Here is a 26,325-nt window from a genome sequence, read left to right on the forward strand (position 1 = left end):
CTATCCGAACTGCTCGAACTGCATGCCCGCCCAGACGAGCCATCCGAGGCTGAAGATCGTGGCAGCCATTCCCAGCACGAGCGCCCACGTCGCCATCGCGCGGCTTTCGACCGGACGCCGCAGCGACATGATCGCAGCGACGACCGAGATGATCGCAAGCGGGATGCCCCACCCGACGAACCACGATGCGATGAGCGCGACGATCGCCGCAAGGAGCGCCCACGGAGCGAGGCGCGAATTGTCTTCGATGGGCTCGAGCGACTGCGGATCCCACTGCGCGATCGGCATCCCGACGTCCTCTGACGGCCCGCTGCTGACGGTCGATTCCACGCCGATGGGCCCCGTCGGCATGCGCGTGTACTCCTCGCGGCGCGCGCCGGGCATGCGTGCGGGCCGCGGGGGCTCTGGCGTATTCGTCATGAGGCGCGCTCGGCGATCTGGATCTCGGTCACCGGCAGTGTCGAATCCGCTCCGAACTCGAGCGTCGAGGGCCGTCGCCCAGAGGCGATGAGGTCGGCGGCGAGGGCCGCGATCATCGCACCGTTGTCGGTGCACAGCGACAGCGGCGGAATCCGCACTGTGACCCCGGCCTCTGCGGCACGGGCCAGCGCGACTTCGCGCAGTCGTTTGTTGGCGATCACTCCCCCGCCGAGCAGCAACCGCGGCACGCCTCGATCCGCACACGCGGCGAGCGCCTTGGTGACGAGCACGTCGACGACGGCCTCGCGGAAGCTCGCGGCGACATCTGCGCGCGGTACGGGTTCTCCGGCGGCCTCGCATCGCTCGACCCATCGCGCCACGGCGGTCTTGAGCCCCGAGAACGAGAAGTCGTAGCGGTGCTTGGCCATATCGGTCGCCTTCGACAGGCCCCGCGGGAACCGAATCGCCTTCGGGTCGCCGTCGACGGCTGCCCGGTCGATCTCCGGCCCTCCCGGATACGGCAGCGACAGAAGCCTGGCCACTTTGTCGAATGCTTCACCGGCGGCGTCGTCGATCGTCTCACCGAGCAACTCGACGTCGGTGGTGAGATCGCGCACGTGCAGGAGCGAGGTGTGTCCGCCCGAGACGAGCAGGGCGATCGTGGGGTACTCCAGCGGCTCGGAGTCCGGTGTCACGATGTCGGCGGCGATGTGTCCGACGAGGTGGTTCACCGCGTACAGCGGCTTGCCGAGCGAGACCGCGAGCCCCTTGGCTGCACCGACTCCGACCATGAGTGCGCCAGCAAGGCCCGGGCCGCTGGTGACGGCGATCGCGTCGAGGTCTTCGAGTCGCACCTGCGCGGTCTCGAGCGCAGCCTCGATCGAGGGCTGCAGTGCTTCGAGGTGCGCGCGAGCGGCGACTTCTGGGACGACGCCGCCGTAGCGGGCATGTTCGTCCATGCTGGAGGCGATCGTGTTCGACAGCAGCGTGCGCCCGCGCACGATGCCGATGCCGGTCTCGTCGCAGCTCGTCTCGATTCCAAGCACGAGGGGTTCAGGGCTCACATCTTCACCTTCATCACGATCGCATCCACATCGTCTGGCTGGTAGTACCGCGGACGCCTGCCGATCTCTTCGAACCCCTCTGACAGGTACAGCGCCTCGGCTGCCGGATTGTCTGCGCGCACTTCGAGGAACACCTCGCGGGCACCGCGGGCGGATGCCTCGGCAAGCAGCGTCCGCAGCATCGCGCGTCCTCGCCCTTCGCCCCTGCGCGCGTCGATGAGCGCGATCGTCTGGATGTCGGCATCCGCACTCCCCCGGATCGACCGCAGCCCTGCGTACCCGATGACTCCGCCGTCTTCTTCATCGACGATGTAGTGGCTGTAGTCGGTGGCGAGCTCTGCCGCCATCGCCTCGCTGCTCCACGCATCGGTGGGAAAGGAGGCGTTCTCGATCGCCATGATCGCATCGAGGTCCGCGGGGGTGGCCAGACGGATCGCCATCAGCTCACCCGCTTCGGCGCACCGGGGACGGTGACATCGGGCTGACGCAGATACAGCGGCTCGGCGTCGGCGAGCACCCGTCCGGCCAGCGCCGCGCGCAGGCCGACCCGCGCCAGGGCCGCCGCGTCGAGCGTCGCCACCTCGATCGAATGGATGCCGCGCAGCCGTTCTTCCGAATCGACCCTGGGCACGAGGACGGTGGGCTCTGTGAGATTCGGGATTCCGTCGGCATCCGCCCCGTCGAAGACGGAGATCGCGACCTCGCGGCGGCGGGCATCCGTGACGATGGCGAACGGCGTGTTCGGAGCGTCGGCCTCGATCACGGCGAGGGCTGCGGCGAAGTGGCTGGGCACGGGGATGACGGGGATGCCGCGACCGAGTGCGAACGCACGCGCCGCGGCGATGCCGATTCGCAGTCCCGTGAAGGGACCGGGGCCCATACCCGCGACGACGTGGGTGATCTCGTCGTCCCCGGCATCGGCGAGCGCCTGATCCAGGAGGGTGCCGATCACCTCGGCGTGGCCGAGCGGGTCGGGGCTTTCGGCAGTCGCCCGCGCGTGGCCGTCGGTATCGATGAGGGCCACAGCCGTCCCGAGCGAGGTGTCGACGGAGAGAATCACCTCTCCAGGGTAGTCGGCGCTCGGTCGATGCGTTCGATCGTCACGACGCGGGGTGCGTCAGCATCCAGATCCTCGTCGGCGAGCTCTTCGTCACCGCCGACGGGCCGTTCGATCTCAATGTCCCACCAGGCGTCCGTGATCGCAGGGGCCATCTCGCGCCCCCACTCGATCACGACGACGGACCCTGCAAGGTCCACGTCGAGGTCGTCGAGCTCTGCAGCCGAACCGAGCCGGTACGCGTCGGCGTGCACGAGCGGGGCGCGTCCGACGAGGGAGGGATGGGTGCGGGCGATGACGAAGGTCGGGCTCTGCACGGGGCCGCGCACCCCGAGCCCTTCGGCGAGCCCCCGGGTGAAGGTGGTCTTCCCCGCGCCGAGGGGCCCGGTGAGCACGATCAGATCGCCAGCGACGAGCTGCTCGCCGATGACGAAGCCGAGCCGCTCCATGTCGTCGGAGGTCGTGATCTCACGACGTCCGAGGAACGCGGGGTCGATGCTCACGCGCTCCTCCGCGGCACGCGGTTGCCGATCCGCGTGACGATCTCGTAGTTGATGGTGCCGGCGGCGTTGGCCCATTCCGTGGCCGAGGGAACTCCGAGCGTCGGGTCGCCGAAGAGCACGACCTCGTCCCCCACCGAGACGGGAGAGTCGCCGACATCGACGACGAACTGGTCCATGGCGACGCGGCCCGCGACCGTGAAGCGGCGCCCGCCGATCGTTACGGGACCACGACCGGATGCCTGCCGGGGAACACCATCGGCATAGCCGAGCGGGACGAGGGCGAGCGTCGTCTCATCCTTCGTGCGGTGGTCGTAGCCGTACGAGACGCCGGCACCCGTGGGAACGCGCCGGACCGCGGCGACGGATGCGCGCAGGGTCATGGCAGGGCGCAGCCCGAGCTCGGCGGACGACCGATCATCGAACGGTGAGAGTCCGTACAGGCCGATGCCGATGCGGACCGCGTCGAGACGGGCCTCGGGCAGATCGATCGCCGCGGCTGTTGCGGCGATGTGCCGGATCTCGGGATGGATGCCGAGGGATGCGGCGAGCTGGGTGCCCTCTTCGAACCGGGCGAGCGCTTCGCGGTCATCAGCATCCGAAGCATTGGAGAGGTGGCTGAAGAGGCCGACGATGCGGATGCGGCCGATGCGCTCGAGTCTGGCCGCTTCGGCGAGCACGCGCGCCCAGTCCTTCGGTGGGATGCCGTTGCGCGACAGGCCGGTTTCGAGTTTGAGGTGAACGCCGAGGACGCCTTCGGTGCCGGCGGCAGCGCCGGCCGCCTCGAGCTGGTCGAAAGACGAGATGCCCACTTCGATGCGCTGCTCTGCGGCGCTCTCGAAGCGCTCACCCGGCGCGTGTAGCCAGGCCACGATCGGGGCGTTGATGCCTTGGCGGCGCAGGTCGAGGGCTTCGGCGATCTCTGCGACGCCGAGTCTGGTTGCACCTCCAGAGAGCGCGGCGACCGCCGCGGGCGCCGCGGCGTGGCCGTATGCGTTCGCTTTGACGACGGCGATGACGTCGACCCCGGTGAGTCTGCGGATGTGCCGGGTGTTGTCGGCGATGGCATCCATGTCGATGGTCGCCTCGCGGAACGGGACGGTCATGCTGCTCCCTCCGAGTTCTCGATGCGTTCGGCGATGCGCTCAGCGATGACGAATGCGGTGGCGAGCCCCGCGTCGTGCGACATCGTCAGGTGCAGGCTGGTGATCCCCCGCTGTTCGACGACGTCGGCGGTGGTGCCGGTGAGACGGAAGTACGGCTTGCCGGACTCTTCTGAGCCGATCTCGATCTCGGTCCAGTGCACGCCGTCTGAGCCGCCGAGCGCCTTGATGAGCGCCTCCTTCGCGGCGTAGCGGGCGGCGAGCGATGGGAGCTTGAGTGCACGCTCGGTCGGGGCGAACAGGCGCTCCATCAGCCGCGGAGTGCGAGAGATCGTGCGCTCGAACCGCGGGATGTCGACGAGGTCGATGCCGGTCCCGATGATCACGGTTCCAGCCTACCGGCCCGCGTCTCGCCGACCCCTGTCCCGGTCTCCTGTTCCCTGTCCCCTGTCCCCTGTCCCCTGTTCTACGGACGGATGGCTGGACGACCGCACATCGGGCCGCCGAACCTTCGGCGGGTCGGCAGCCATCCGTGCCGTGCCCCGGCCATCCGTGCCGTGCCCCAGCCATCCGTGCCGTGCCCCAGCCATCCGTACGCGGCACGCACGCAGCCACTCTTCCTGCACATCGGCCATCTTCGTCCGATTTATCCACATCGGCCCGTTTTGCACATACGACCGAGCCCGAAACGGGCAGGATCTGGGCATGGGCTCGGCATGTCAACTCATCGATCACTTCGGCGGGATCGCGCGCGGTCAGCAGCTCACTGCGTTCGGCTTCACCCGCAGGATGCTGGCGGATGCCGTAAACCACGGCGAGATCAGCCGTCTCCGCCCTGGCGTATTCTTCACGACATCCGTACCTCTCGCCGTGCGCGTCGCGGCCGAGCACGGTGGCGCTCTCACTTGTGCAGGTGCGCTGCGCCTGCACGGCGTGTGGGTGCTGCATGATGATCCGTCACCGCACGTCTGGCTCGGGCAGGCCGGGCGCGTTCATCACGAAGGGTGTCGCTGCGTGCCTCACTATCGCCCGGGGCAGATGCTGCTCGGCGTCGCAGAAGTGGAGCTCGCCCTCATCCACGCCTTCTATTGCCACGGCGACGAGTTCTTCTTCTGCGCGTTCGAATCGGCGTGGAACAAACGACTCATCAGTGCAGGCGCGCGATCTCGCATTCGCAAGGCGCTGCCCGCATCATCCCGCTGGTTGGTCGACTTCGCCCACCAGGACTCCGAGAGTGGCCTCGAATCACTCGTGCGGCTGCGCCTGCACCTCGTGGGCATCGTCGTGCGCGCTCAAGTGCAGATTCCCGGTGTTGGCCGGGTCGATTTCGTGATCGAGGGCCGGGTCATCCTCGAGGCAGATGGTGCGGAGCACCACGACGTGCCGCGGCAACGGCATCGCGATCTGCAACGGGATGCCGCGGCATCCGCCCTCGGATACGAATCGCTGCACTTCGACTACGCGATGATCATCCATGATTGGCCGAGGGTCATGTCGGCAATTCGTGCCGCGCTCGATCGCGCACGTGCCTGACCGACCCCGGCCCGTCGCCCGCGGTGCGCACGGATGGCTGGCCCGCGGCACGCCCGGCCGCGGATACAGCACGAAGCACCGGCCATCCGTACCGATCCCCAGCCATCCGTCCCGGATACCAGGGACGAATGACCGAGAAGACGGAAGGGCTGCGGAAGCAGGCGGCAGTGGCAGCTACTCGACGGTGACCGACTTGGCGAGGTTGCGGGGCTGGTCGACGTCCAGGCCCTTGGCGGTCGCCAGAGCCATGGCGAAGATCTGCAGCGGCACGACCGTGAGTACCGGCTCGAACATGGGTCCGGCCAGCGGGATGTGGATGACCTCGTCCGCGAACGGCAGAACGGCGGCATCCCCCTCTTCGGCGATGACGATGACGCGGGCGCCGCGGGCACGGATCTCCTGGATGTTGGAGACGACCTTCGAGTGGATCAGCGCGGAGTGGCGCGGCGACGGCACGATGACGAACACGGGCTGACCGGGTTCGATGAGGGCGATCGGTCCGTGCTTGAGCTCGCCGGCTGCGAACCCTTCGGCGTGGATGTAGGAGATCTCCTTGAGCTTCAGCGCACCCTCGAGAGCGATCGGGTAGCCCACGTGGCGGCCGAGGAACAGCACCGAGCGGGTGTCTGCCATCCAGTTCGCGAGCTGCGAGACGTGGTCGTTCTCCTTCTCGAGCACCTGTGCGATCTTGGCCGGCAGGTCCGCCAGCTCGGAAACAGCCGTGTCATCGGTCAGCACCTGGCGCACGCGCCCCATGTGCAGGCCGAGCAGCAGCAGAGCGGTGATCTGCGCCGAGAACGCCTTGGTCGATGCGACGGCAACCTCGGGGCCGGCATGCGTGTAGACGACGGCATCCGATTCGCGCGGGATCGTCGCGCCCTGGGTGTTGCAGATCGACAGCGTGCGGGCGCCGCGCTCGCGCGCATACTTGACGGCCATGAGCGTGTCCATGGTCTCGCCGGACTGGCTGATCGAGATGACGAGCGTGTCGTCGCCGATCACCGGGTCGCGGTAGCGGAACTCGTGCGCGAGCTCGACGTCGGTCGCCACACGCGCCCACTGCTCGATCGCGTACTTGCCGACGAGGGCGGCATAGGATGCTGTGCCGCAGGCCGTGATGATCACGCGGTTGATTCCGATGAAGAGCTCGTCGAGCCCGTCGAGCTCGGGGATCACGACCTGACCGTCGTGCACGCGGCCACGGATCGTGTTGGCGACGGCCTCGGGCTGCTCAGCGACCTCCTTCGCCATGAACGAAGACCATCCGCCCTTCTCAGCGGCGGCGGCATCCCAGGACACCTCGAACGGCTCGGCTTCGACGGGGTTGCCGGAGAAGTCGGTCACGGTGACGGCATCAGGGGTAATCGAGACGATCTGGTCCTGACCGATCGCGAGCGCCTTGCGGGTGTGCTCGACGAAGGCGGCGACGTCGGACCCGAGGAAGTTCTCCCCCTCGCCGAGGCCGATCACCAGTGGCGAGTTGCGGCGAGCGCCCACGACGAGGCCCGGGTGGTCCTGGTGCATGGCGAGAAGAGTGAATGCGCCTTCAAGACGGTTCACGACGTTCTGGAACGCGGTCTGCAGGTTGCCGCTCTTCGCGTACTCGCGTCCGAGAAGGGCTGCGGCGACCTCGCTGTCGGTCTCGCTGAGAAACTCGACGCCCGAGGCAGCGAGCTCGTCGCGGAGAGGGGCGAAGTTCTCGATGATGCCGTTGTGGATGAGGGCGAGCTTGCCGCCGTCTGCGAGGTGCGGGTGCGCGTTGACGTCGGTGGGTCCGCCGTGGGTGGCCCAGCGGGTGTGGCCGATGCCTGTTGCACCATCAGGGAGGGGTGCGTCGGCGAGCGAATCGCGCAGAGCTGCGAGCTTTCCCGCCTTCTTGCGCATGCCGAGGTGACCATCTGCATCGATCACCGCGATGCCGGCCGAGTCGTACCCCCGATACTCGAGGCGGGCGAGCCCGGCGATAAGGATGTCCTGGCTGGGGCGAGGGCCCACGTATCCGACGATTCCACACATGGTGTCAAGAATAAGCGGCAGATTTTGCGAGGGTTCCGAACGAAAACCCGTTCACAGTTTGCGCAGCAGCACGCTCTCGACGTTGTGGTCCAGACCCTTGTTCAGCACGAGGGTCGCCCGGTGCCTGGTCGGCATCACGTTCTCAATCAAGTTCGGCATATTGATCTCATTCCAGTACCCCATCGCGGTCGCGCGCGCCTCGGCATCGGTGAGATGTGCGAAGACGTTGAAGTACGACGAGGGGTTCGCGAACGCGCCCTGTCGCAGCGCCAAGAACCGATCCACGTACCACTTCTCGATGTGCGAGGTGTCGGCGTCTACGAAGATCGAGAAGTCGAAGAGGTCGCTCACGGCGACATCATTCGGCGCGGGCGGTGGCTGCAGCACGTTCAGTCCCTCGACGATCACGACGTCAGGGCGGCGCACGACGACCCGAGCATCCGGAACGATGTCGTAGCGCATGTGCGAATAGAACGGCGCGCGCACCTCAGGGGCACCCGACTTCACCTCGGTGAGGAACTCCAGAAGGGCCCGGCGGTCGTACGACTCGGGGAATCCCTTGCGGTCCATCAGCCCGCGGCGCTCGAGCTCGGCGTTCGGGTACAGGAACCCGTCGGTCGTGACCAGCTCGACTCGGGGCGTCCCAGGCCACCGGCTCATCAGTTCACGCAGCAGACGGGCGATCGTCGACTTCCCCACCGCAACAGATCCCGCAACACCCACGACGAAGGGAGTCGTGACGTCTTCTTCGTCGAGGAAAGCGCTCGTCGCCGCCCCCAGCCGCTTGGTCGCCGATGCGTAGAGGCTGAGCAGCCGACTCAGCGGCATGTACACCTCGCGGACCTCGGTGAGGTCAAGGCGATCGCCGATGCCGCGCAGTTCTACGACCTCGGTCTCACTCAGCGGCTGATCGAGCCCTGCGGCCAATCGCGCCCACTCCGCTCTTCCGATCTCGCGGTACGGCGATAGAGGCGCTGTCGTGTCGGCGGTGGTCACGGCATCCATCGTATCGGGCACCGAAGCGCTGCCCGCCCGATGGGTATGCCCCGCGACCCATCCGGGCCGCGGGGCATACTCTTCTGCGTTATCGGTTACGCCTGCACGCGACGGCGGCGGATCATCGCGACCGCGCCGATCGTCATGACGAGCAGTGCCATCGCGCTCACACCGAGCCACTGTGCGGCTTCGGCACCCGTGACAGCCAGCGCACCGACCGGAGTGGTCACGCTGTCCTCATCGGTGACCTCAGACCCGGTGGGCGGTGTGCCCGTGACGTTCGCGTCGTTCGTGATGCTGCCGGCCGCGCGGTCACCCGCGGTGACGGCGTACGACGCGGTCGCCGTGACGGATTCACCGGGCGCGAGCACGCCCTCAGCAGCCGGCCACTCACCGTAGGTGATCTCCGACAGGCCCTTGAGCTCATCGGTGATCGACACCCCGGTCAGCGTCACGTCGCCGGTGTTGGTGACGGCGAATGCGTACGAGATCGTGTCTCCGCTGACGGCGCCGGTCTTCTCCAGCAGGATGCTGGGGTTCTGCGGCACCGGCTGATCGAAGTCGTCCTCGTCGGTGACCGGAGTTCCGCTCGGCGGGTTTCCGGTCGTCGTCGCGGTGTTCTCCACCACGCCGGCGTCCCGGTCGGCCTGCGTCACCGTGTACGACGCGGTCGCCGTGACCGACTGGCCGGGAGCGAGCATGCCCTCAGCCGCAGGCCACGCGCCATAAGTGATCTCCGACAGGCCCTCAAGCTCATCAGCGATCGACACCCCGGTTAGCGTCACGTTGCCCGTGTTGGTCGCCGTGAACTCATAAGAGATGGTGTCGCCGTCGAGCGCGCCGGTCTTCTCCAGCAGGATGCTGGGGATCTGCGGCACTGGCTGGTCGAAGTCATCTTCGTCGGTGACCGGAGTGCCAGTCGGCGGGTTTCCGGTCGTCGTGGCGGTGTTCTCCACGATCCCGGCGTCGCGATCGGCCTGCGTCAACGTATACGTTGCCGTCGCCGTGACCGACTGGCCGGGAGCGAGCACGCCCTCAGCCGCAGGCCACGCACCATAAGTGATCTCCGACAGGCCCTTCAGGTCGTCGGCGATCGACACTCCCGTCAGGGTCACATCGCCCGTGTTGGTCGCCGTGAACTCATAAGAGATCGTGTCGCCCTCGAGCGCGCCGGTCTTCTCCAGCAGGATGCTGGGGTTCTGCGGCACCGGCTGATCGAAGTCGTCCTCGTCGGTGACCGGAGTTCCGCTCGGCGGGTTTCCGGTCGTCGTCGCGGTGTTCTCCACCACGCCGGCGTCCCGGTCGGCCTGCGTCACCGTGTACGACGCGGTCGCCGTGACCGACTGGCCGGGAGCGAGCATGCCCTCAGCCGCAGGCCACGCGCCATAAGTGATCTCCGACAGGCCCTCAAGCTCATCAGCGATCGACACCCCGGTTAGCGTCACGTTGCCCGTGTTGGTCGCCGTGAACTCATAAGAGATGGTGTCGCCGTCGAGCGCGCCGGTCTTCTCCAGCAGGATGCTGGGGATCTGCGGCACTGGCTGGTCGAAGTCATCTTCGTCGGTGACCGGAGTGCCAGTCGGCGGGTTTCCGGTCGTCGTGGCGGTGTTCTCCACGATCCCGGCGTCGCGATCGGCCTGCGTCAACGTATACGTTGCCGTCGCCGTGACCGACTGGCCGGGAGCGAGCACGCCCTCAGCCGCAGGCCACGCACCATAAGTGATCTCCGACAGGCCCTTCAGGTCGTCGGCGATCGACACTCCCGTCAGGGTCACATCGCCCGTGTTGGTCGCCGTGAACTCATAAGAGATCGTGTCGCCCTCGAGCGCACCGGTCTTCTCCAGCAGGATGCTGGGGTTCTGCGGCACCGGCTGATCGAAGTCGTCCTCGTCGGTGACCGGAGTTCCGCTCGGCGGGTTCCCTGTCGTCGTCGCGGTGTTCTCCACCACGCCGGCGTCCCGGTCGGTCTGCGTCAGCGTGTACGACGCGGTCGCCGTGACCGACTGGCCGGGAGCGAGCACGCCCTCAGCCGCAGGCCACGCACCGTAGGTGATCTCCGACAGACCCTCGAGCTCATCAGCGATCGACACCCCGGTCAGCGTCACGTTGCCCGTGTTGGTCGCCGTGAACTCGTAAGAGATGGCGTCGCCCTCGAGCGCACCGGTCTTGACCAACGAGATCCCCGGGCGTGAGTCGAGGGGCTGATCGAAGTCGTCCTCATCCGTGACCGGAGTGCCAGTCGGCGGGGTTCCCGTCGTCGTGGCAGTGTTCTCCACGATCCCGGCATCCCGATCGGCCTGCGTCAACGTATACGTTGCCGTCGCGGTGACCGACTGGCCAGGAGCAAGCACGCCGTCAGCCGCAGGCCACGCACCATAAGTGATCTCTGAGAGACCCTTCAGCTCATCAGCGATCGAGACACCCGTCAGGGTCACATTGCCCGTGTTGGTCGCCGTGAACTCATAAGAGATCGTGTCGCCCTCGAGCGCACCCGTCTTGACGAGAGAGATACCGGGCGCCTGCGGCACAGGCTGGTCGAAGTCGTCTTCGTCCGTGACGGGGGTGCCAGTCGGCGGGTTTCCGGTCGTCGTGGCGGTGTTCTCCACGATCCCGGCATCCCGATCGGCCTGCGTCAGCGTGTACGTTGCCGTCGCCGTGACCGACTGGCCAGGAGCAAGCACACCCTTAGCCGCAGGCCACGCGCCATAAGTGATCTCCGAGAGGCCCTCGAGCTCATCAGCGATCGAGACACTCGTGAGCGTGACGTTGCCCGTGTTGGTCGCCGTGAACTCATAAGAGATCGTGTCGCCCTCGAGCGCACCGGTCTTGACCAACGAGATTGCCGGGGCGAGCTCGGGAAGCTCGACGATTGCCGGGGACTCATCGGTGACGGGCTTGCCCGCGGGCGGTGTACCTGCGACGGTCGCCGTGTTGGTGACCTCGCCAGCGATGATGTCAGCGGCCGTGAGGTCGTACGTCGCCGATGCGGTCACCGATTGCCCGGGTTCGAGCACTCCCGGCTCACCCGGCCACGTGCCGAACTCGATGCTCGACAGTCCCGGCTTGGGGTCGGTGAGAGTCACGTTTTTGAGCGTGGCCGATCCGTCGTTGGTGACGGTGAATGCGTAATCCACGGTGTCCCCCTCGACGCCGATGGCGCCGGCAGCGAGCGTTCCGGTCTTCTCGAGGTCGATCGAGGCGCAGTTCGCGTTGACGATCTCGAGCAGAGTCGCCTGAAGCTCGTGGAATCCGGCGACGTAGTAGTCGCTGTCTTCGACGGGGCCGGAGATCAGCTTGATGTGCTCACGGAATTCTTCGAGGGCAGCACCTGAGAGGTTGTCGCTGACGCCGATCGGAACGATCCGGGTGTCTTCGCCCTTGAGCGCATTCGCGCTGCGCACAGCTGCATCGAGCACGGGCTTGTCGGTGCTGTTGCCGGGGCCGGCGGCGGGGCTGCCGTACTGCGTCGGGTTGCCGTCGGTCAAGAACAGCAGCGCGTCGTAGTGCTCTTCGGATGCCGCGACGGCGGCGAGGCTGCGATCCCAGTTGGTGCCGCCCTGCTGGCTCGCGGGGCGCTGTACTCCATTGACGTAGGAGCTGATCGCTGCGACACCAGCAGCATCGGCGACCGAGGTCAGCGGAAGCGGCGCGTTCGCAGGTACCGCTGAGGCCGGCGCGTTCGATGCGAAGGTGTGCACGGCGACCTTGACCGGGTACCCCTCGAGTGCGGTGACCAGTCCGCTCAGCTCTTCACGAGTCTTCGAGAGCTGCGCGTCGGTGACGGAGTTCGACAGGTCGATGCTGATCGCGAAGTCCATCGCGCAGTGCTCGGACAGCGCCGGGTTCGGTTGCACTGGTACATCGGATTCGACCGCGTTGGCGGTCGCCGCTCCGCCGAGGGCCAGCGCCGCCGCGAGAGTCGCAGCCACGGCCCCCTTCGCAGCGATGCGCGCACGCCGGCGCGGCATTGATTCTGGACGTGGTCGTCTCACGTGAATGACTCCTCTTTGCTCCCCCGGGCGCGCAGCAAATCAGATGCCAATGCGCGCGGCAGTCGGGTAACTGCCGACGTGACGTTACCCAGGGGCCACAAGGGCAAAAGCGCGGGTGAGTCGAATTCACCCCGCAGTTCACCCCGGCGTGTCGGGCCCGTCGGGACGCCTGATGAGCAGCGGGTCAGGGAGTGGTGCTGGCCAGCAGCCCGTGCCCGAGCGCGATGGCGAGCGCCTCTTCCCGCGAGGCGGCGCCGAGCTTGCGGTACAGACTCCGACGCTGCGACTTCACGGTGTTCGCCGAGACGTGCAGCCGGGCGGCGATCTTGTTCACGTTCGCGGTCTCGATCAGCTCGGCGAGGATGACATGTTCGCGTGCGGTGAGTTGAGGCACGCTCCCGCGTGCGTCCAAGGCCGGCCACGGCACGTCCAGGTCGAACAGCTCCCGATCCTCGACCGAGGTCAGCAGGAACGGCGTCGTCAACCCGTAGGTGCCGGCGATAGTGCCCGCCCGGCGCGCAGCCACCGCGGCTTCAACAGGGCGACCGAGCCGCCGCAGCACGATCGCATCGAGAACGGCGATCTGCGCCCTGACGCCTGGAGTCTCGGCCGCGATGGTCCCCAGCATCTGCAGCGCACGTTCGTGCAGCCCGTCGAACACGAGCGCCCGCGCCGCACCGATCGCCACCGGTGCGGCATCATCGGCGCGCGCCGTGAGCTTGCGTGCCGATGCGAGATCGCCGGCGGCGAGCGCCAATGAGGAATCCGTCAGATCGAGCAGGCGGGTCTGCGGGCGCGTGGTCCGAGAACCGCGGGAACGGCGAAGTGCGCGGAACCGCTCCAGTCCGGCATCCGCTTCGCCCCGGCAGATGTCGATCTGCGCCCGAAGATGTGCCAGCAGCGGCCAATGCTCGATGGTGTCGATGATGTGCCACACGCTGTCGAGGGCGGCCTCGGCGCGGTCGAGCTCACCGTGCTCGATGTGGATCTTCGCCTGCGCCATGTGCAGCAGACTGCCCGCGTACTCGTTGAGGATGTCGTCGGCCCACGCGTGCTCGAGCGCCGTGTCGACCCATCTCTGCGCCGAACCGAGGTCGCCGGCGAGCGCATGGACCACCGCGACGCCGCCCAACGAGATCAGCTGGATTCCGGGGCGCCCAGCGTTAGACAGGGCCCGCTCGAACTCGGCGGCCGCCTCGTCGAGGTGACCGGCGTACATGAGACTGATCGCACAATGCGTGTGCAGGTCGCCGAGCAGCCCCTCGATGGCGCGATACTCATCGGCCGGGAGCTCGCTGAGGATGGATGCCGCGGCGCGCGCCGACTTCGCTCCGCCGTCGCCGATGCCGAGCAGCCGCTGCAGCACGGATTCGATCACGCGCAGCAGCGCGCGATCGGCGGAACCGGGAGGAGCAGTGCGCGCGCCGATGAGGGCGATGCCCATGAGCTCGACGGCCCGCAGCCGGTGTTCGTGGCGAGCGTTGTAGATGAGCGCCTGTGCCATGGCGATGATCGGCCAGCGCCTCAGCTCCCACAGATGGATGCTGCGCAGCAGGATCATGATCGATGCGCCGTGCGCCTGGAGCAACGGTATCCCCCCACCCCTGAGCGCGCCATCGATGACCGGGAGCGACGCTGCGGCCGCGCCCTCGATGAGCGCTCCGTACCAGGCTCCCTGACCGAGCAGGGTCTGCGCGGCATCCTCCCGCACGGTCTGCGCGTTCTGCTGCGGGTGCATCTTCCGCGTCGCCGCGCGCACCGGGGCGGTGAGCAGGAACAGCGGGTGACCGGCATCCGCCACCCACTCCCCGAGACCTGCGCGCTCGCACTCCGCGATGAAATCCGCCGGCCCGCCGAGGCCGGCGACCACTTCGCCGGTCAGCACCTCGGGTATCGCGAGCGTGGCGTGCGGTGATGACAGCGGTCCCGGTGGCAGCTCTGCCAGGAGCGCCTGCACGATGTCGTCTCGGACCGTCTTCAGCGCGGCGACGGCGCCGACAGCCGACGGCAGCCCTCTGGTGGCGAGCTGGACGGCGCGGGCGTCGAGCGGCGACCCGCGCATCGACAGATAGGCCTGGGTCTCCTGGTCCGTGAAGGCCAGCTCGGCGATGAATTCGGCGCGCTCACCGGCCGGCACGGCGCTGCGACTGTGCGCGGCGGCGCGGATGACGAGCCCCTGCCGTGATCGGCGCAGCTCGCCCACGCGCGCCCAGTCGGCCTCGGTCAGCGCATCGGCATCGTCGATCATGAGGACGTCGCCCATCGGGTGCGGGATGCTGTGCGGCGCGGCCCAGGCGACGTTCGGATGCCGCGCGGCCCACTGCCGCAGGAGCATTGTCTTTCCCGCGCCGACCGGACCCACCAGGACGACGAGAGGCGCGGCAGAGGAGAGTGCGGAGAGCAGCCGGGGGCGCTCGAGTGACGTCGATGCGGCCGGGGATGTCGCCATCGGACCCGGAGCTGCCATTCCCTCACTCTATCTAGAGCGCTCTTCGGCGATGACGTGGTCTATCTGCTCGCCGCGGTCAACCTCGTCGCGCTCGGCTCGCTCACCACTCCCGTCTTAGCCGGAATCCCGCTGAAGATCGACGACCTCATGCCAGCCGATCAGCGGGCGACGGCGCTTGCAACGGTTCTGACGCTCGGCGGGCTGGCCGCATTGATCTCGAACCCGCTGTTCGGCGCGCTCTCGGACCGCACGCGAGGACGGTTCGGCAGACGCAGACCCTGGATGCTGGGCGGCGCCGTCGCCGGTCTCATAGGGGTCGCTGCGCTCTCTGCATCCGATTCGCTTCCGGCGATCATGGTCAGCTGCGTGTGCATCCAGACGGCCTTCAATGCGATCCTCGCCACAGCGGCCGCGCTACTCGCCGACACGGTGGCCGAGAGTCGTCGCGCCGCCGCATCCGGGGTGTTCACCGCGGCGGCGTTCGTCGGTGTCCTTCCCCCGCTCGTGCTCACGGCACTGTTGCCGCGCCACGTCGATCTCGTCTCGTTGGTGATGCCGGTCGCCGCGCTTGCCGTCGTCGGGGTGGCGATGACGGTTCCCGATCGGGCCTCAAGCGCACTGCCGACTGCCGGGCGCGGCCGGCGCCAAACTCCCGTCTCGCGGGCATTCGCTGCGGTGTGGCTGCAACGGCTGGCGATGCAGTCAGCGCTGTCGCTGGCGACCGCTTTCACGCTGTACATGATCATCGATCGGATGACGTCAGATCCGGTGGCGGCGACACCGATCGCCATGATCGCCGCTGTCGCCGGCGGTGCGGGCATCGTCATCGGAGCGGCATTCGGCGGAGCGTTGGCGTCACGCCTGCATCGATACATGCCGTTCCTGGTATGCGGCGCGGTGGGACTCTCCATCGGTGCGTCGCTGCGCGCGGTCGCGGACGTTCCGATCGCACTCTGGGTCGCATCCGCTGTCGGTGGTCTCGCAGTCGGCGCCTACCTCGCTGTCAATCTGGCACTGGCGATGCGGGTTCTTCCCGAGGGCCGCGCCGGCACCTACCTCGGTGTGCTCAGCATCACCGAGACGATCCCCCAGGTGCTGGTGCCGTTGGTCGCCGCGGGGCTGATGCGTCTCGGCCAGGGCGATCCGTTCTCCGGCGCGAGCGACAACTACCTCGTGCTGTACGCATCCGCAGCGGTGCTCGCGCTACTCAGCCTCGCGACGCTTCCTGCGCTACGCGCCGCTTCCCGCCCGCATCGTGCGATCGACGCACGATCAGCGCTGTAGTCTCGTCCCGTGCGTCTGGGAATCCTCGACATCGGCTCGAACACCGTCCACCTGCTCGCCGCCGATGCGCGCCCAGGTGGTCGGCCGCTGGCGACGACGAGCGATCGCAGTGTGGTGCGCCTGATGCGATTCCTCACCCCAGAGGGCGCAATCAGCGAGGAGGGCGTGCGAGCACTGGAAGCCGCCGTCACCCGCGCCCGGCAGATCGCCGAAGCCGAGCGCGTTGAGACGCTGCTGGCCACGGCGACCAGCGCGGTGCGCGCTGCGCTGAACGGCGAAGAGGTCATCGCTCGCATCGAGGCGGCGCTCGGCCAGCCGCTGCAGGTGCTCACGGGGGTCGAAGAGGCCGAGCTCACCTTCCTCGCCGTGCGGCGCTGGTTCGGGTGGGATGCCGGACGCATTTTGCTGCTCGATATCGGCGGCGGCTCGTTCGAGTTCGCCGCCGGCGGCGATGAGGTGCCGGAGGTCGCGGCATCCGTTCCCCTGGGCGCGGGGCGCACGACCGTGCAGTTCCTGCCGGAGGATCCACCCGGTGAGGATGCTGTCGAGCTGCTGCGCGCGCATGCTCGCGAAGTTCTCGGGCCGGTGACCGAGAAGCTCAATGCCCTTCCCTCCCCCGATCACCTGGTCGGATCCTCGAAGGCGATCCGCTCGCTGGCGAACCTCGCCGGACGCGAGGTGTCGGGGCTGGGCTTCGATCGCACGGTGATGTCGCGCTCAGCGCTGAAGTCGTGGATTCCGCGGCTCGCTCGTATTCCGGCATCCGCTCGTCAGGAACTGCCGGGCATCACTCCCGACCGCACGTTCCAGATCGTCGCGGCCGCGGTCTGCCTGCACACGGCGATGAAGATGCTCGACATCGACGAGCTCGAGGTCTCGCCATGGGCGCTGCGTGAGGGCGTGCTGCTGCGCTACACCGAGTCGATGAATTGGAGCGGTGTCGGGATCTGAAACCGGCGCACCGGGGTCAGCGGCGCTCGATAACCTTCTCCGGCCGGATGTCGAGCCTCCGCAACAACTGTGCATTGAGCGCGACGACGACCGTCGACAGCGACATCAGGATCGCGCCGACCGACATCGGCATCACGAAGCCGATCGGAGCGAGCACTCCGGCGGCGAGCGGAACCGAGATGAGGTTGTAGCCCGCGGCCCACCACAGGTTCTGCGTCATCTTGCGGTAGCTGGCCCGAGACAGCTCGATGACCGACAGTACGGCGCGCGGATCGTCGCTGGCGAGGATGACGCCTGCCGACGCGATGGCGACATCGGTGCCCGCGCCGATCGCGATTCCCACATCGGCCTGTGCGAGCGCCGGCGCGTCGTTGACGCCGTCGCCGACCATGGCCACCATTCGCCCTTCGTCCTGCAGGTTCTTCACCGTCGCGGCCTTGTCTTGCGGGCGCACGCCGGCGAAGTACCGGTCGATGCCCAGTTCCGACGCCACCGATGACGCGACGGCTTCGGCGTCTCCGGTGATCATCACGACCTGCACGCCACGGGCGTGCAGAGCATCGATCGCCTCGCGTGATTCGGGGCGGATCTCATCTGCCAGCCGCAGAGCGCCCGCCACGCGCCCGTCGATGAGCACGTGCAGGATGATCGCGCCGTCAGCACGCCAGTCGTCGGCGATCGGCAGTTCGTCCGCCCCCTCCTGGTCGAGCAGGTAGGGCCCGCCGACCTGCACGACGTGCCCGTCGACCTCGGCACGCACCCCGATCGCGGGCGATGACGAGAACCCAGACGATCGCGGCACCTCGAGGTGCGCTGCGGCGTTCACGATCGCGCGAGCCAGCGGATGCTCGGAGTCGCTCTCGGCGGCAGCAGCGAGCGCCAGCATCCGATCGTCGTCGCCCGATTCGACGGGATGGATGCCGGTGATCATCGACTCGTCCATGCTCGCGGCGCCCTGAAGCACGGTGCCGTCCGCTGGTACACGACCGCCGGGGCGCACCACGACGACGTCGCCGATGCGGAGATCTGCCGGAGCGACAATGACCGTGGTGTCGCCGTCGACGCGTTCGGCCTCATCGGGAAGGAGCGCTGACAACGAATCCAGTGCAGAGGTGGTCTGGGCGAGCGAGCGCATCTCGATCCAGTGACCGAGCAGCATGATCACGACGAGCAGCGCGAGCTCCCACCAGAACTCGAGTTCGTGGTGCAGCAGGCCGAGCGTCGCACCCCACGATGCGAGGAACGCGACCGTGATGGCGAGCCCGATAAGCAGCATCATGCCCGGCGCGCGCGTGCGCAGCTCGTGCACGGCACCGGTGAGGAACGGAGCACCGCCCCACACGTACATCACGGTTCCCAGCGCCGCAGAGATCCAGGTCGTCCAGGCGGGGAGTTCGTGCCCGATCAGCATCGCGAACGCACCCGAGAAGGCGACGACGGGCACCGCGAGCACGAGCATGATCCAGAACAGCCGGCGGAACTGACCGACATGATCGGCGTGACCGGAATGACCTGTGTGCGCCGAGTGGTCGTGCTCTACGTGGTGATGCTGACTCATCGGTTCTCCTCTGTGCTGCACGCGGTATCCACCGTCTACCTGAATACCCCCTAGGGGTATACTGATGGAGTCGTTCACCGTGCCGGACTGCAGTTCGATGTCGCCGGTTGATCTCTGAATAACCGGCGCACGGCGCAAGGAGATGCATCGTCGCCGATACACTGTGGCTTAAAGGGGAAGGAAACATCAGTGACACCTTTCTCAATGCCGTCGAATCGGGGATATTTCGGCGACGCACGGTGCCGATCGATCTGGCAATGGCAGCTGCTCATCGCCCTCAGCGTCGTCATGATCGGCCTGGGCGTGGCACTGCTGACGCCCATGCGATACGGCGATTGGTGCTTCAGCGTCGGCATGATTCTCGTCGTCGTGCTGACCGTGGGGTCGCTCGCGGTGCCGTGGCACCGGATCAACGCATCCGGCGTTCTCATCCTGCCGATACTCAATGTCTTCGCCATCGCCTTCATCACGATCGGCGATACTCCGGTCGCGGCCTACCTGTGGGTGATCCCCGTCACCTGGGTCGCGTCGTACTACTCCAGCGCGGCCATGGTGACGGTGCTCCTCCTTGTCGGCGCGCTGCGGATCGTCATCCTGATCGAGGACGGGATCTCCCCCGAGCGCACGATCAACACCGTGATGCTGGTCGTGACGCTGGGGATCGTCGCGATCATCACACGGGTCGCTGTGAGGCGGAACCGTTCGACCAGACAGCTCCTCAGCGACCAGGCCGGCAGGCTCGCCCGCTCGGTGCTGCGCGTCAACGAGCAAAAGGCCAGGAACAAGCGTCTGCTCGACTCCCTCGATATCGGCGTGGCCCGATTGACCGAGGACGGACTCGTCGAAGTGTCAAATAAAGCCTTCCACCGCATCTACTCGGTCGTCAGTACCTCGCAGTTCCACCCCGGCCGTGTCGTCGAATACCGTGCGCGTCGCGGCGAGTCGGTTCCTCCGAATGAGACCGCGATGATGCGCGCGGCACGCGGCGAGCTGTTCGAGAACGAAATCGTGTGGCTGTTCGGCTTCGACGGAGCGTGGCGCGCGGTCAAGGCCACGGCCAGAGTGCTCGGCCCCGAACAGGGCGACGACGGCCTGCTCCTGATCGTCGAGGACGTGACCGAAAGCATCGATCCGTACGCCATCGACGATGCGAAACGACGCAGCATCTCGCACGAGCTGCGCAATCCGCTGACGGCCGTGCTCGGCCACCTGGATCTGGTGCTCGAACGCGAGGATCTTCCCGGGGCAGCGCGCGCACAGTTGGAAGTCGTCGAGCGCGCTGGCGAGCGGATGCAGCGGCTCATCGACCAGGTACTGGAAGCACCCCAGGCGCGCGACGACGACCCCGTCCACGACTTCGATCTCACCGCCCTCGCGCGCGACTCGACGGAGGCATTCGCCCCGACGGCCGAGGCCGCCGGGGCGACCATCGTCGTCAAACTCGACGAGCCGTTGATCGCCCGCGGCGACGCCTTCCGTCTCCGCCAGGTGATCGACAACGTCATCGGCAACGCGATCAAGTACGCCCCGCACAGCGGCAAGGTCGCCGTGCGCACGTATGTCTCCGAGCTCGGCGAGGTCGCGTTGCAGGTCATTGACAACGGCATCGGCATCGCTGCCGAGGACATCCCCCGCATCTTCGAACGGGATTTCCGCACGGATGCTGCGCGCGCCAGCGGCATCCCCGGCACAGGACTCGGGCTCAGCATCTCGCGCGCGATCATCGAGTCCCAGGGCGGCCGTTTTGAAGTCATCAGCGACCTCGGTCAGGGAACCGCGGTCACGCTCACTCTCCCCACGCCGCTCAACAGCCCTCATGAACGGATGCCCGATTGATCACCCCATCTCTGGTGATGCCCGTCATCGCCATCACCACCGTGTGCACCATCGTCTCGATCGCTCTCGGATTCCTCCCTCGTCCATCCCGTGCGACAGTGCTGTGGTCGGCAGCGTTCGCGACGACGATGATCGCCTCTTACTTCTGGCTGGCGTACGAGCTGTTCATGTCCTCGTGGCTCCGGGACCTGGCCGCCGCGCTGGCGATCGCTCCGATGGCATTGATCTGGTCGGGCGTGCGCGCGTATCGGAGAACGCCCCGCACCTACGTGTGGCTCTCGTCGGCGTTCATCGTCGTCATCACCCTGATACTGCTCGGGTCGACCGCCATCGGCCTGTACGGCATCGGATTCCGGGTGCTCTTCTGCTCGACCGCTGTGTTCGCTGCACTGATCGTGTGGGAACTCGCCAAGCTCGGCCCCCGACTGCTCGATGAGGCGTTCCCGCTCATCGCCGCGGCCAGCCTGCTCGTCGTCGTCGCCCTGATCTATGTCGCCAGCGGCATCCTTGTTGCCTGTGGCGTCATCGGGGTCGACGCAAGCGCGACGTTCGTCGGTACGCTCAACTTCATCGGCATCGCCGTGTTCGCTGTCTGCACGCTGGTGACGACGCTGCTGCTCACCGTCAAGTCCGACGAGACGGCCATCGCACCGACGACCATGTTCGAGGCCTCCGCACGTCGCCGCCTCATCCGCGCCGAAGCGGCGCAAGAACCATGGTGGTCGCTGCTGGATATCCGCCTTGACGACCCGGATGAGATCCGCACCGCGTCGAGCACGGCGGCCTTCAACGATGTCGCACAGCTGTTCGCGATTCACATCGATGATGTGTTCCCCGCCGATGCCGACATCGACCGAGTGACGCCGACCCGCTTCCTGATTCTGGTGCCTCGCCCGCAGGGCGGCGTGCGTGAGCTGCTGACGGAGCTGCTCGAACGCGTGTCCAGCACGAACATCGGCACGCAGTACGCGGTGCGCATCTCGGCGAGCATCGGGTGGGTCCCGGTTTCGGCCGTCGGGTACGACTTCGGCGTGCTCGTCGCGATGGCGGATGCGTCAGTTCTGGCCGCCCAGTCAGCGGGCGGCGACAGATGGGAACGCGTCCATGGCACGGCGTAAACGCACCTGGCCGCGGCTGAGCAAGCGCACGTTCTGGCTCCTCATCGCCGCAGTCGCCCTCGTGGCGATCATCGTCGCCCTGGTGTTCGCCGTGACGGCGGTTCAGCAATGGTTCCATTCCGCGACAGCGCAGCCGCCGGGGGTCGGGACCGCCGTGGTCGCCGCAGAGCAGTCGAAGGCTCGGCAGGCGTTGGAGTCGATGAGCATGGACGCTGACGCCATTGCTGCCACGGAGTACTTGGCCGCCCAACCGACGGCGTACTGGCTCACCCCCGAGCAAGATCCGCCTGGCACGGCGGGCTCTGCGACCGCGTCGCTGCTGGCGCAGGCGAGGGAACAGGATGCCGCACTTGCGATCGTGATCTACGGTCTCCCCGAGCGCGACTGCGGCAACCACTCCGCCGGAGGGCTCTCGCCCGAGGACTACCGCTCGTGGGTGCGCGAGATCGGAAAGGCGCTCAGCGGGGCCCCTGATCTCAAGAAGATCGTGATCCTCGAGCCGGACAGCCTGTCTTTGGCCACGGAGTGCGGCAATCTGGACGATCGGGTCACCGAGCTGAAAGCAGCAGTGGAGGCTCTGGACGCTCCGGCTACGTGGATCTACCTCGACGGAGGGCACAGCGGGTGGCACTCTCCTACCGAGGCCGCATCCCTCATCAGCGCTGTGGGCGCGAACGACCGCATCCGCGGGTTTGCCACCAACGTCTCCAACTACCAGTCCAGCTATGACGAGTTCGAGTACGCGCACGCGGTCTCAGAGCACCTCGGCGGCCTGCACGCCATCATCGATACTTCCCGCAACGGTGCCGGCACGGCGGGATCCGAGTGGTGCAACCCCCGCGGGCAGCGTGTCGGCGATGCCGGTGGTACCTACGGCGATGACGTCGTCGACACGAATCTGTGGGTCAAACCCCCCGGTGAAAGCGATGGCCCGTGCAACGGAGGACCAGCCCCCGGGGTCTGGTGGCCGGAGGGCGCAGTCGAACTGACGCGTCCTTGATGAGCGGCTGCAAAAGGCGGCCATAATTATACGGCGCGTGCGCAGGATTCACATGTAGCCCCTGTAGCATGTCTTGTGGCGATCCCGACCTCCTGTGCGACCCCACCACCCCGAAGGTCTCTCAGCTCCCGCGCGCGCTCTGCACTAACCACGCGCGCACTGCTCAAGTTGAAAGCGACGTACTGCACCGATGATGGACGACTCCCCCCGCCCGAAGACCGCCGTGATCGTCGAAGACGACCCGGATGTACGCCACCTGCTCGCTGAAGTTCTGGAATCAGCGGGTTTCTCCACGGTCTCCGTCGGCAACGGCATCGATGGAGTGCGCGCCGTCGTCAACTACCAGCCGCTGATCACCACGCTCGATGTGAATATGCCCGGCATCGACGGGTTCGAGGCGGCACGCCGCATCCGGGCCCAGAGCGACACCTACATCATCATGCTCACGGCGCTCGATGAAGAGGCCGATGTCGTACTCGGACTCGGCGCTGGTGCCGATGAGTACCTGAACAAGCCGTTCCGTCCGCGGGAGCTGCGTGCACGCATCGAGGCGATGCTGCGCCGCCCTCGTCTGGGTTCGGCAGCTCCGCAGCCGCGTCAAGAGGAGGTCGGCCCCTCCTTCCCCGGCGCGCGCACGAACGCACCGGGGGGCGTGGGCGCGGCTCCCGTCGCCCCCACTGCCCCCGCACCTGCCATGCCGGCCGCTACCGCACCGCAGGTCGCGCCGCAGCCTGACGCGCACCCCACATTCGTGCTCACCCCCGAGCGTCCGGTCGATGCACCCGCAGAGCCGCAGCGAGAGGGCGAAGAACTCGCCCCGACGAGTGTGGTCACCGCTGAGCTGGCCGAAGGCACGTGGGACGCGCATCGCGACCTGCAGCTGAACGCCGATGCCCGAATCGTGCTGATCCGAGGCGAAGAGCTCGAGCTGACCCGCACCGAGTTCGACCTGCTGTCCACGCTGATGTCGTCCAAGCGCCGGGTGCGCAGCAAGGCCGATCTCACCCTCGTGCTGCGCGGCGAGTCGTACGTGACGAGCTACTTCGTCGGAGAAGCCGACAAGCGCGCCATCGAAGCGCACATGACGAACCTGCGCCGCAAGCTCGGCGATTCGGCTACCACACCGCGGTACATCGAAACCGTCCGCGGTGTGGGCTACCGGATGACCTCCGAGATCAACGCCTAGCTAAACCTGGTACCCCTGGTGCCGGCGCAGGAGCTTGAACATCATCATCACGGTCTGAATCACAGTGACCACGCCCACGACGGGCCAGCCGATCCACAGGATCGCCGACTGGGTGACCGGGCCCAGCAGCATCCATACGACGGCGAGTCCCGCAATGACGACGATCAGCAGGATGAACGGCATCCAGTGCCCGCTTCCGCTGCCCGTTTCAGCCTTGGCCTGCATCGCCCAGTTATCGACCTTCTTGCGTGAGAGAAAGCGGAACCACGACCGCAAGAAGTGACTCAGCCTGATCCACATGAAGATCTCGGCGGGAAAGACCAGGCCGGCGAAGAGGATGTCGCTGTTCTTGTGGTCTTTGATGCTGAAGGCCATGCGCAGGTTCAGCAGCACGGCGACTGCGACGGGAACCAGCCACCAGGGCGAGAACACGAACGCGTTGATCGAGAGCGACCCTGCCAGCAGGGTGATGAACGCGATGCGCACGAAGAGGTTGGTGAGCATGCCGAAGTTCTCGAACCAGCGCAGACGCAGGTTGGGGTGGAACGGCTGCCCCTTGGTGTCGCCACGCTGACCAGGCCACATGAGTTCGATCGCCCCGAAGGTCCACTTGACCTGCTGGGCGTCGTAGGCGCGCAGAGTTGTCATGCCGCCGACGTCGGCGCGCGCGTAGGGGCTGATCTTGGTCAGGTATCCGGCGCTCTTGATCTGCAGTGACAGCAGGGAGTCCTCGACCTCGCTGTCGCGCACCCAGGGCGTGCGCTGATGGTTGGCCTTCATGACCGCGCGCAGGGCCGTCGTCGAGAAGATCGAGAACTGTCCGCCGAGCACAGCCATGTTGCGCCCGCGCAGCAGGTTCTGCAGGTTGAACGCGGCGAACTGGGTGCGCTGGCCTGCGATGAGGAATTTGGCGATGGTGCCCTTGATCGGGTCCGGGTCGATCGAGTAGATCGCCGAGATGCCGCCGATGCGGGAGTCCGAGACTGCTTCGGTCTCGAGGTACTCGACGGCGCGCTTGTCGCCGAGAGTGTCGCCGTCGACGCCGAGCAGATAGTCATAGCCTTCGACGAGCGAGTAGCCGTAGTTGAGTGCGCCGACCTTCTTGTCGGGGTTCTTGCCGATATCGTGCACGAACACTTCAGTGAATTGCTCGCCGAGATCAGTGATGATCTCGTGCGGACCGGCGAATTCGGATGCGACGCGCACCGTCTGATCGGTGGTGTTGTTGACCACGACATGAATGACATCGGGCACGCGTGACTGTGCGAGCAGCGTTGTGAGCACCCCGGCGATGGACTCTTCTTCGTTGTATGCGGGGATCACGCAGCCGATGGTCGAGCGGTGCACCGTGGTGCTCTCGAGCACGGCGTCGAAGTCGTCGGCGAAGCCCGTGACGTGCTCGAGCTCACCGAACTCGCTCTCGGTGAAGGATTCTATGGATCGTTGAGACGGATTGAACTGTGTCGACATGTCGCTCACTCGCTCGCAGGGTAGATCGCGATCGGCAGCACCTGGTAGATCATCTGCTGCTGGAACGTGGTGTCATCGTTCGCCGAGCCTTCGACCGACACGGTGATGGCGAAGTCGAGGGTGATGCCGTAGGTGTCGTTCGGCAGCTGGTGGATCGTGGTCTGCGGCACGAGCAGTCCGCCCTGGAAGCTGTTCAGCAGCAATCCGCGGTCAGAGCGCAGGGTGTCGACGGGAACGAGCGTACGAGGGTCGGCACTGAACTGGAACGGGCTCGAGGACTGGTTCGAGGTCTGCGAGGTCTGCGACGTGATCGAGATCTGCGAGATGTAGACGCGACGCTTCTCGGTGAGCACAGCTTTCTCAGAGACGCGGTGGTCGTAGACGTTGACCGAGAAGCCGAAGGTCTTCTCGTTGGTCGGCGTCCATTCCATGGTGCGCTTGGGGTCGAAGGCCCAGACATCGAGTCGCACTTCGAGGTCTTCGGCGACGTCGCTGGAGAGCGAGACCGAGCCGTCGCGGGTGAACTGCGAGTCGAATGACAGCTCTTCCGGCGGTGTCTTGGCATCGGGCTGCTGGGTCGGCACGACGGCTTCGGCCTGCTGTGCGCCATTGAACGCGTCGATGATCTGAGAGCATCCGGTCGTCACGGACAGGGCGCCGATGAGGGCGATGACAGCGGCGGCGCGAGCGGCACCGCGGAGGCGACGGGAAGTCATGTGAACACCGATTCTGAAATTGCGTGCGGACGGCCTGTTGTACGACCTTCAACCACGCTACAGTGCGGTTTCGGGG

At 66.9% G+C, this 26,325-nt stretch carries 21 protein-coding genes; 7 read left to right on the forward strand and 14 right to left on the reverse strand.

Translation table 11 applies throughout. The features are described 5' to 3' along the window. The 7 genes from ACTU6U_RS01530 to ACTU6U_RS01560 are packed head-to-tail and all read right to left on the reverse strand — an operon-like array spanning position 1 to position 4,530. A complete protein-coding gene (locus ACTU6U_RS01530) occupies positions 1-420 on the reverse strand; it encodes a hypothetical protein (RefSeq protein WP_443467395.1) in 420 nt (139 codons plus the stop codon). Continuing rightward, positions 417-1,484 (reverse strand): tRNA (adenosine(37)-N6)-threonylcarbamoyltransferase complex transferase subunit TsaD, encoded by a 1,068-nt coding sequence (gene tsaD, locus ACTU6U_RS01535; protein WP_443467396.1) that lies wholly within the window; start codon positions 1,482-1,484, stop codon positions 417-419. The genes ACTU6U_RS01530 and tsaD overlap by 4 nt, the downstream gene beginning before the upstream one ends. Continuing rightward, a complete protein-coding gene (gene rimI / locus ACTU6U_RS01540; RefSeq protein WP_443467397.1) occupies positions 1,481-1,924 on the reverse strand; it encodes a ribosomal protein S18-alanine N-acetyltransferase in 444 nt (147 codons plus the stop codon). The genes tsaD and rimI overlap by 4 nt, the downstream gene beginning before the upstream one ends. Further along, positions 1,924-2,544: a tRNA (adenosine(37)-N6)-threonylcarbamoyltransferase complex dimerization subunit type 1 TsaB gene (tsaB, locus tag ACTU6U_RS01545; RefSeq protein ID WP_443467398.1), complete on the reverse strand. Its 621-nt coding sequence runs from the start codon at positions 2,542-2,544 to the stop codon at positions 1,924-1,926. Before tsaB ends, rimI begins: the two co-directional genes overlap by 1 nt. Then, entirely contained in the window at positions 2,541-3,044 is a 504-nt protein-coding gene (tsaE, locus tag ACTU6U_RS01550) for a tRNA (adenosine(37)-N6)-threonylcarbamoyltransferase complex ATPase subunit type 1 TsaE (RefSeq protein WP_443467399.1), read from the reverse strand. The genes tsaB and tsaE overlap by 4 nt, the downstream gene beginning before the upstream one ends. Next, a complete protein-coding gene (gene alr / locus ACTU6U_RS01555) occupies positions 3,041-4,147 on the reverse strand; it encodes an alanine racemase (RefSeq protein ID WP_443467400.1) in 1,107 nt (368 codons plus the stop codon). Before alr ends, tsaE begins: the two co-directional genes overlap by 4 nt. After that, complete coding sequence (locus ACTU6U_RS01560) at positions 4,144-4,530, reverse strand: holo-ACP synthase (RefSeq protein ID WP_443467401.1); 387 nt, start codon at positions 4,528-4,530, stop codon at positions 4,144-4,146. Before ACTU6U_RS01560 ends, alr begins: the two co-directional genes overlap by 4 nt. Before the next feature lie 319 nt (positions 4,531-4,849). On the opposite strand from ACTU6U_RS01560, the gene ACTU6U_RS01565 reads away from it, so the two are divergent. Continuing rightward, positions 4,850-5,677, forward strand: coding sequence for a DUF559 domain-containing protein (locus ACTU6U_RS01565; protein WP_443467402.1), 828 nt, complete (start codon positions 4,850-4,852; stop codon positions 5,675-5,677). Positions 5,678-5,851: 174 nt separating this feature from the next. Here ACTU6U_RS01565 and glmS read toward each other — a convergent pair whose 3' ends face one another. From glmS to ACTU6U_RS01585, 4 genes are all read right to left on the reverse strand, one after another. Further along, positions 5,852-7,693, reverse strand: a complete 1,842-nt coding sequence (glmS, locus tag ACTU6U_RS01570) for a glutamine--fructose-6-phosphate transaminase (isomerizing) (RefSeq protein ID WP_443467403.1) — start codon at positions 7,691-7,693, stop codon at positions 5,852-5,854. Positions 7,694-7,744: 51 nt separating this feature from the next. After that, positions 7,745-8,698, reverse strand: a complete 954-nt coding sequence (gene coaA / locus ACTU6U_RS01575; RefSeq protein WP_443467901.1) for a type I pantothenate kinase — start codon at positions 8,696-8,698, stop codon at positions 7,745-7,747. 86 nt (positions 8,699-8,784) lie between these two features. After that, positions 8,785-12,618 (reverse strand): CLIPPER-2 domain-containing protein, encoded by a 3,834-nt coding sequence (locus ACTU6U_RS01580; protein ID WP_443467404.1) that lies wholly within the window; start codon positions 12,616-12,618, stop codon positions 8,785-8,787. 247 nt (positions 12,619-12,865) lie between these two features. Further along, a complete protein-coding gene (locus tag ACTU6U_RS01585) occupies positions 12,866-15,148 on the reverse strand; it encodes a helix-turn-helix transcriptional regulator (RefSeq protein WP_443467405.1) in 2,283 nt (760 codons plus the stop codon). Positions 15,149-15,184: 36 nt separating this feature from the next. On the opposite strand from ACTU6U_RS01585, the gene ACTU6U_RS01590 reads away from it, so the two are divergent. Both ACTU6U_RS01590 and ACTU6U_RS01595 read left to right on the forward strand, forming a co-directional pair. Continuing rightward, complete coding sequence (locus ACTU6U_RS01590) at positions 15,185-16,414, forward strand: MFS transporter (protein WP_443467406.1); 1,230 nt, start codon at positions 15,185-15,187, stop codon at positions 16,412-16,414. A 9-nt stretch (positions 16,415-16,423) separates the two neighbouring features. Next, positions 16,424-17,365 (forward strand): Ppx/GppA phosphatase family protein, encoded by a 942-nt coding sequence (locus ACTU6U_RS01595; RefSeq protein WP_443467407.1) that lies wholly within the window; start codon positions 16,424-16,426, stop codon positions 17,363-17,365. A gap of 16 nt (positions 17,366-17,381) precedes the next feature. Here ACTU6U_RS01595 and ACTU6U_RS01600 read toward each other — a convergent pair whose 3' ends face one another. Then, complete coding sequence (locus ACTU6U_RS01600) at positions 17,382-18,776, reverse strand: HAD-IC family P-type ATPase (RefSeq protein WP_443467902.1); 1,395 nt, start codon at positions 18,774-18,776, stop codon at positions 17,382-17,384. A 336-nt stretch (positions 18,777-19,112) separates the two neighbouring features. Between ACTU6U_RS01600 and ACTU6U_RS01605 the strand changes: the two genes are divergently transcribed. From ACTU6U_RS01605 to ACTU6U_RS01620, 4 genes are all read left to right on the forward strand, one after another. Then, positions 19,113-20,759 (forward strand): sensor histidine kinase, encoded by a 1,647-nt coding sequence (locus tag ACTU6U_RS01605; RefSeq protein ID WP_443467408.1) that lies wholly within the window; start codon positions 19,113-19,115, stop codon positions 20,757-20,759. Beyond that, positions 20,756-21,877, forward strand: a complete 1,122-nt coding sequence (locus tag ACTU6U_RS01610) for a hypothetical protein (RefSeq protein ID WP_443467409.1) — start codon at positions 20,756-20,758, stop codon at positions 21,875-21,877. The genes ACTU6U_RS01605 and ACTU6U_RS01610 overlap by 4 nt, the downstream gene beginning before the upstream one ends. Then, entirely contained in the window at positions 21,864-22,877 is a 1,014-nt protein-coding gene (locus ACTU6U_RS01615) for a glycoside hydrolase family 6 protein (protein ID WP_443467410.1), read from the forward strand. The genes ACTU6U_RS01610 and ACTU6U_RS01615 overlap by 14 nt, the downstream gene beginning before the upstream one ends. Before the next feature lie 190 nt (positions 22,878-23,067). Next, positions 23,068-24,063 (forward strand): response regulator transcription factor, encoded by a 996-nt coding sequence (locus tag ACTU6U_RS01620; RefSeq protein ID WP_443467411.1) that lies wholly within the window; start codon positions 23,068-23,070, stop codon positions 24,061-24,063. Here ACTU6U_RS01620 and ACTU6U_RS01625 read toward each other — a convergent pair whose 3' ends face one another. After that, the gene (locus ACTU6U_RS01625; protein WP_443467903.1) at positions 24,064-25,533 is read right to left on the reverse strand and encodes a glycosyltransferase family 2 protein; all 1,470 of its coding nucleotides are present in this window, start codon (positions 25,531-25,533) and stop codon (positions 24,064-24,066) included. A gap of 5 nt (positions 25,534-25,538) precedes the next feature. After that, the gene (locus tag ACTU6U_RS01630) at positions 25,539-26,249 is read right to left on the reverse strand and encodes a fructose 1,6-bisphosphatase (protein WP_443467412.1); all 711 of its coding nucleotides are present in this window, start codon (positions 26,247-26,249) and stop codon (positions 25,539-25,541) included. Between the last annotated feature and the right edge of the window lie 76 nt (positions 26,250-26,325).

The sequence above is a fragment of the Microbacterium zouquanmingi genome, assembly GCF_052266695.1.
Taxonomy (GTDB): domain Bacteria; phylum Actinomycetota; class Actinomycetes; order Actinomycetales; family Microbacteriaceae; genus Microbacterium.